Here is a 3,680-nt window from a genome sequence, read left to right on the forward strand (position 1 = left end):
GGACGTTCCAGATCCCCGCTCAAACTTATGCATGAGCCTTTCAGCATCAAACGCGGAGATCTTTTTTGCCGAAGTCACCGAGGGCGGATCGGTTTGGGCGATCCGCGACTTGGCTGGGTTTCCGACGTCCACCAGTGCTTCTGGTGAAACTGCGATGCCGTTCTGGTCGAAAAAGAGCCGCGCAGAGAAGATTATTGAAGGTGTCAAAGCCTATTCGAACTTCGAGCCTTTCGAGCTGAGTTTGGCCGAGTTCATCGAGAATTGGCTTCCCGGTCTTGAAGGCGATGGTTTGTTTGTGGGACTGAATTGGTATGGCAAGCGAGCGACTGGCTACAACAGCAGCCCAGCAGATGTTTGCGAGCGATTGATCAGGGCAAACCCATCGGGTCAGAAATAGGTCAATGCGATAGGCCGTCCGCTAACCACCAACGCCGGTCATTCACCTTCAAGTGCTCAAATCGGCTTGCTCCCCGTCAGCCCTCAGCAGCCCTTGGCCGCATGCTGGCGGTGGATGTTGCGGAATGCGCGGGTCTTGAACAACCACTGGCCGTCCACCTTGACGCAAGTGTCTTCGTACATCCCACGGTCGCGCACGGTGATCTCGCCCTGATCATAGACTTCGGCGGTGTAGCTGCGCATGGTGGCGGTGTCGCCGGTCACTTCGATCGAGCCGGGCCATGCCTCGAACATGATGCCGGGATAGCCCTTCATCGCCTCGATCCACATCGCTTTGATCGCCGCGCGGCCCCGGGTGGTGCCGATCTCGGGATAATCGGGCAGCGACCATTCGGCGTCTTCGGCCCAGGTCGCGGCCCAGCTTTCGGCATCGAGGCGGGTTACGGCCTCGGCATACGTGTCGAGCAATTCGCGGATGGCAAGCCGGTCTTCGGCAGGACCACTAAAAGGCATCGCATGTTCTCCCGTTTTGAAATTGCGGCGCGCGCGGTCACACCAGCACGAGCGTCTTGCCGGTGGTTCGACCGTTCATCAGGTCGATGAACGCCTCGGGCAGCTTTTCAAACCCTTCGCGCACATTCTCGAGCGGCGTGAGCTTTCCTTCCGCCAGCAGGCGGTCGAGCATGGCCTGCGCCTCGCCCAGCACGGGCAGGTGATCATAAGTGATGAAGCCGCGCATGGTCAGGCGGTTGACCACCAGTTGCCACAGGTTCTTGAGGCCCGGCGGGTGATCGGCATCGTTGTATTGCGACACCATGCCGCACACCGCCACGCGTCCATGCAGCCGCATCAGCGGCAGCATCGCGTCCAGCGTCTCGCCGCCGACATTGTCGAAATAGACATCCACGCCATCAGGCGCAGCGGCGCGCACGGCGGCGGCCAGATCGGGCACTGCCTTGTAATCGATCGCGATATCGGCCCCAAGATCGCGCACGATGGCGGCCTTGTGAGGCCCGCCGGCCAGGCCGATGACCCGGCAACCCGCCGCCTTGGCCAACTGCACCACCGTGCTGCCCGTCGCGCCCGCCGCCGCGCTCACCACCACAGTCTCGCCCGCAGCCGCCTTGCCGATCTCGAACAGCCCGACCCACGCCGTGAGCCCGACCGGGCCAAGCGCGCCCATATAGTGCTGCAGCGGCACGCCGGGCGCGGCTTCGACCATCTCCAGCCCCATCGCATCTGCGCCGATCACATAATGATCGGACCATGTCGCAAACGCGCGCAGCAAAGCGCCCACCGGCCAAGCGAGATTGTTGGAGGCGACGACCTCGCCGAGCGACATGCCATTGATCGGCGCGCCCAGCGCCACTGGCGGCAGATAGCTCGGGCGATCATCAAGAAACCCGCGAATAGCCGGATCGCACGAACCGACGCGCATCTTGACCAGAATCTCGCCCGGCCCCGGCATCGGCATCGGCGCGCGCACCAGCGCAAAATCCTCGGCCACCGGCGCGCCCACCGGCCGCCGCACCAGCACGATCTGGCGGATATCCCCCGTGGCGGTCATTTGGCGTTGTCCAATGTGCCGCTCAAGGGGAGCAGGAAATCCATCGTATAGCGCGCCGCTTTCCAGCCTGTAGGCGTGCGGACCACATCGAAGTAGTAGCGCCCGTTCACCGTCACCGGGCGGCCATCCTTGCCCACGCCCATGCCGATCACATAGGCACGCATCGACGCGCTCTCGCCAGCATAAGCGGTCACCGCGAAGTTGGTGAGATAGTGCGCATGGTGCGCCATGGTGGTGAACACATTGCCGAAAAACGCGCGAATGCCTTCATGCCCATGAATTGCGGCAAGGCCGATGCCGGAGAGATCGAACACCGCGTTGGGCGTGAACACATCGCAGATGCCATCGATGTCGGTCATCGAATCTACCGCATGGGCATAAGCGGTCATCAGGTCCTGGATCGCGAGGCGGTCTTCGATCGGGCATGCGGTCATCGGCAAAAGCATCCTTGTTGGTCTTGAAAAGGGATCAGACCGGAAAGCCGGGCCGGATCGGATCGGTCACGCCGTCCCAATCGCGCGCAGCCTCGGCCACGCGGGTGAAGAACGCGGTCTGGCCGGCGTCCTCTTCGACCAGCTCGATCATGCAGCCCAGCGCGGCGCTGGTATCGATGTAGCAAAACCGCATCGCGCCGAACTTGCCCTCCACCGCGATGGCATGGCCCAGATCGAGGTAATGCTGGCGCGCGGTGTCGTATTCGGCGGTGTAGATGCCGAAGTGATGAAAGCCCTGCGTGCCTTTGGCGATGGTGTCGCGGTAGGCCGACGGGGTGTCGCAATGCTGCTGGAGCAGCTCGATCTGGATGCCGCCCGATTGCGCGAGCGCCGCCGAGAAATCGAGCGGCGCGCTCGGCTCGCCGCGATAGTTCAGCTCCACCAGCTTGATATGCGGCACCAGCAGGAATGGGCCGACGCCGGTCGTCTCGGTCCAAAGCGCCGCCGCCGCTGCGATGTCGTCGACGACGAAAGCCGCCTGCATCATATGCGGGCCGGTGCGGCCCGGAATGCAGGCGAGCGAATGGGATGTGTCAGTCATGATTGCGGCCCCAGGATCATGTCGTTGAGCAGCTCGTGGAAGCGCTGCACGCGCTTTTCTTGCCCCGAAAGATGGCAGCCCTTGAAACCGCGCGAATTGAGGCCCTGTTGCTGCGTGGTGCCAATCGACAAGTCCTGATCGGCGACAAAACCGACCGAGACGCCGTCGCCATAGACCGAATGGCTGTGGATCCCGTCGTGCCGGAATGGCGCGGGACCGACCGGGGTTTCGACCGTGGTCATGCCCGCGACCGGCGGATAGAGGCACCAGTGCTGGAACACGCACTTTTCGGGATCGGTCGGGTGCGGCTCGGTGCGCAGGATCTGGCACTGTTCGGGCGACATCGTGATCGTCAGGTTGGGAAACAGCGTGCAGTGGAAATAATCCACCAGCTGCTGATCGCTCATGTTGTCGTAATTGTAACCGCGCGATGGCCCCAGTTCGCGCTTCGCCTTGATCACTGCCTCGCGGATGGCGCCGGTGCGGCCGCGGTATTCCTTGGGATCGATGCCCCATGCCTCGGCCGCTTCATGAAGTCCGGGGGGCACATCGCCGCTTTCGTAATCCTTCCGCGTCGTGGCCTGATGGCCGATCATCCACATCGCGTTGTGGCCGCTGGGGTACATTTCAAACAGTGTGGTCGGCAGGCCGTCGTTGATGAAAGTGGCCAGCTCGGGATGGA

Annotated in this window: 6 protein-coding genes; 1 reads left to right on the forward strand and 5 read right to left on the reverse strand. The window is 62.7% G+C overall.

Annotated elements, in window-relative coordinates:
• On the forward strand, positions 1–397 hold a 397-nt coding region (locus tag Q0O40_RS15615), incomplete at its 5' end, for a DUF2750 domain-containing protein (protein ID WP_295532013.1).
• A gap of 83 nt (positions 398–480) precedes the next feature.
• On the opposite strand, the gene Q0O40_RS15620 is transcribed toward Q0O40_RS15615, so the two are convergent.
• The 5 genes from Q0O40_RS15620 to Q0O40_RS15640 form a co-directional block, all read right to left on the reverse strand.
• Positions 481–909 carry a nuclear transport factor 2 family protein gene (locus Q0O40_RS15620; RefSeq protein ID WP_295532016.1) on the reverse strand — a complete coding sequence of 143 codons (429 nt, stop codon included), beginning with the start codon at positions 907–909 and terminating at the stop codon, positions 481–483.
• 37 nt (positions 910–946) lie between these two features.
• A complete protein-coding gene (locus Q0O40_RS15625; protein WP_295532018.1) occupies positions 947–1,963 on the reverse strand; it encodes an NADP-dependent oxidoreductase in 1,017 nt (338 codons plus the stop codon).
• Positions 1,960–2,397 (reverse strand): nuclear transport factor 2 family protein, encoded by a 438-nt coding sequence (locus Q0O40_RS15630; protein WP_295532021.1) that lies wholly within the window; start codon positions 2,395–2,397, stop codon positions 1,960–1,962. The genes Q0O40_RS15625 and Q0O40_RS15630 overlap by 4 nt, the downstream gene beginning before the upstream one ends.
• A gap of 34 nt (positions 2,398–2,431) precedes the next feature.
• Positions 2,432–2,998 carry a VOC family protein gene (locus Q0O40_RS15635; RefSeq protein ID WP_295532024.1) on the reverse strand — a complete coding sequence of 189 codons (567 nt, stop codon included), beginning with the start codon at positions 2,996–2,998 and terminating at the stop codon, positions 2,432–2,434.
• Positions 2,995–3,680 (reverse strand): RHO alpha subunit C-terminal catalytic domain-containing protein (locus Q0O40_RS15640; RefSeq protein ID WP_295532027.1); only part of this gene is annotated, 686 nt, incomplete at its 5' end. The genes Q0O40_RS15635 and Q0O40_RS15640, both read right to left, overlap by 4 nt.

It is taken from the genome of Novosphingobium sp. Chol11 (assembly GCF_945870625.1).
In the GTDB taxonomy this organism is placed as follows: Bacteria; Pseudomonadota; Alphaproteobacteria; order Sphingomonadales; family Sphingomonadaceae; genus Novosphingobium.

Bases quoted from the DNA above. Each gene is read 5' to 3' on its own strand.
- Q0O40_RS15620 (WP_295532016.1), bottom strand. From the start codon at position 909: ATGCCTTTTAGTGGTCCTGCCGAAGACCGGCTTGCCATCCGCGAATTG.
- Q0O40_RS15625 (WP_295532018.1), bottom strand. From the start codon at position 1,963: ATGACCGCCACGGGGGATATCCGCCAGATCGTGCTGGTGCGGCGGCCG.
- Q0O40_RS15630 (WP_295532021.1), bottom strand. From the start codon at position 2,397: ATGACCGCATGCCCGATCGAAGACCGCCTCGCGATCCAGGACCTGATG.
- Q0O40_RS15635 (WP_295532024.1), bottom strand. From the start codon at position 2,998: ATGACTGACACATCCCATTCGCTCGCCTGCATTCCGGGCCGCACCGGC.